4 protein-coding genes and 1 pseudogene are annotated in these 2055 nt (G+C 66.3%); 2 read left to right on the top strand and 3 right to left on the bottom strand.

Features of this window, described 5'->3' with window-relative positions; genetic code table 11:
- Positions 1-64 precede the first annotated feature (64 nt).
- Entirely contained in the window at positions 65-304 is a 240-nt protein-coding gene (locus tag ACNPQM_RS44020) for a hypothetical protein (RefSeq protein WP_418088399.1), read from the bottom strand.
- Between the two features lie 60 nt (positions 305-364).
- Positions 365-742, bottom strand: coding sequence for a hypothetical protein (locus tag ACNPQM_RS44015; RefSeq protein ID WP_418088398.1), 378 nt, complete (start codon positions 740-742; stop codon positions 365-367).
- A gap of 64 nt (positions 743-806) precedes the next feature.
- On the opposite strand from ACNPQM_RS44015, the gene ACNPQM_RS44010 reads away from it, so the two are divergent.
- Complete coding sequence (locus ACNPQM_RS44010) at positions 807-1319, top strand: hypothetical protein (protein WP_418088397.1); 513 nt, start codon at positions 807-809, stop codon at positions 1317-1319.
- Positions 1320-1323: 4 nt separating this feature from the next.
- Here the strand turns inward: ACNPQM_RS44010 and ACNPQM_RS44005 are convergent.
- A pseudogene (locus ACNPQM_RS44005) lies at positions 1324-1554 on the bottom strand (helix-turn-helix transcriptional regulator); the annotation flags it as partial.
- Between ACNPQM_RS44005 and ACNPQM_RS44000 the strand changes: the two are divergent.
- Positions 1546-1929, top strand: a complete 384-nt coding sequence (locus ACNPQM_RS44000; protein WP_418088396.1) for a hypothetical protein — start codon at positions 1546-1548, stop codon at positions 1927-1929. The pseudogene ACNPQM_RS44005 and the gene ACNPQM_RS44000 sit on opposite strands and share 9 nt — an antisense overlap.
- Positions 1930-2055 lie beyond the last annotated feature (126 nt).

Genomic DNA, 2055 nt, shown 5'->3' with positions numbered 1-2055 from the left:
CGCATGCTCATCCGACGCGCGACCAAGCGTTACCGTTGGGACGGACGCCCCACCACCCGACGCCTCAAGTGATCCATTTGCCGGTCGGTCTAAGCGCCAGCTGTTCGATCGCGGCGTTGGTGTCGTCGAACGACTCCGGGTCATCCATCAGGTCCCGGTGGTCCCACACCGACTCCATGATCTGCACGAGGACGCCCGGCATTTCATCGCCCGCGCATGCCGCAGCGATGTGATGGGCCTTGTCGTTCTGGTAATCGCCACCGGTCGCTGTTACCCCGGATGGAGCATCGGGGGCCTGTGCCACGGTGAACGTGGTCGTGCGGAAGTTGAACGGGTTACTCGTCGGCCCTGCAGCGCCGGACGGCTACTTCGAAACGAAGTCGGTGAAGTACGAGATGCCGTTTCCGGCTGCGTCGATGAGGTTGACGTAGTCGAGGGTGTACTTACCGTTAGGCCAGTTGGACGGAATGTCCTGCTCGACACGGCCCGACAGCGGCGGGTTGGAGTACGCGGCGAATACGCGGCTGCCACCGATGGGATCAACGAAGGAGAACACCACACGCGAGAGTGAGCCGGAGTCTTCCTCAGCTGAGTAGTTGACGGCGAAGCTACTGCCCGGCGTCGTGTGAGAACCGGACAGAGAGAACGACTTCAACACCGGAGTCGTCAGCGCCGAGGTCACTCCCGACTTCGCGTTCCGCAAGACCTGGCCGTCCGGGGTCAAGGCGGGGGACGCGAACACGTACCCCTTCCTATACCGCGGCACCACGGCCGCCAAGGGCTACGAGGGCGACGACGGCATTCACATGAGCTACGTCATCACCTACTCCGACTACTCGCCCTCCCAGTGCGAGGGCGAGCTGTACATCGACCCGCGCTACACCCTGGACTCCAACAGCGACGCCACGACCTGGAAGATCGGGGTCATGGCCCGTATCTGGAAGAACGGCCAGTCCAAGAGCACGGAGTACCTGACCGGCTTCGGCACGGTCCGGATCAAGCGCGCGGCGAAGGTCACCGTCAACGCCTCCCCGGAGCCGGTCGCCAAGGGCAAGACGCTCACCGTGGCCGGCACGATCACCCGCGCCGACTGGGTGCGGCACAAGTACACGGGCTTCGGCGGCAAGTCGGCCAAGCTCCAGTTCCGCAAGGCTGGCACCAGCACCTACACCACGGTTAAGATCGTGAAGGCGAACTCGGCCGGTGCCCTGAAGACCACGGTCACCGCCTCCGCCGACGGCTACTGGCGCTGGACCTTCGGCGAGACGGACACGACCGGCGGGGCGACCGCGGCCGGCGACTACGTCGACGTCAAGTGAGCGGCTACGACGTTCCGCGCACGCCCGCCCGGTAGCGTCCCGGCGGCACGCCCACCAACCGGCAGAAGTGCCGGGTGAGATGGGCCTGGTCGTAGAAGCCGCTGGCCGCCGCCACCTCGCCCGGCGCCCGTCCCTCCAGCAGCAGGCGCCGGGCCCGGCCGACCCGCCGGGACATCATGTACTGGTGCGGGGCGATGCCGTACGCCCTGCTGAACACCCGTACCAGATGGGCAGATGGTGGCTGGGCCAGCCCGTGCGCTCCGACGGCTGCCTCGAAGACCGGCTCACCGCCGGGGCGGACGGTCGTCCCACACCGGTAGAACCGGCCGACCCCAACCGGTACCTCGAGAACCTCCACCTCGACTTCGGTCTCCTCGACTGGGCCGACGACATGGACGGCCACCGCGACGGCGAATACGGCCCCAGCGACTACGGGCACGACCTGCAAGGCCGGTCCGAAACGTACGTCACGTCCGGCGCTGTCTACGCTCCTTGCTCCTACAAGAAGCGCGCCCGCCTGCTCGCGTGGATCAACGGACTGGGGGTCTGTACGGTGAGCGGCTCTGGCTCACATCCGGTGGTGACTGAAAGTCACGGCGGCGACGAATAGGCCATCGATCACGAATCCGCAGGTCCGTGCACCTGAGTGTGCCGATTATTACGTCCGTGCAGGTCACCCCGCCGACGGCGGTGATCGCCGTCTGCGGCAGGATCGGTCGTCGTGCTGCTTCGCCTG

Origin of the sequence: Streptomyces sp. NPDC056231 (assembly GCF_048270745.1) — a bacterium.
GTDB lineage: Bacteria > Actinomycetota > Actinomycetes > Streptomycetales > Streptomycetaceae > Streptomyces.
Note: the sequence above shows the minus strand (reverse complement) of the source record. Positions and strands in the feature narration are given on the sequence as shown.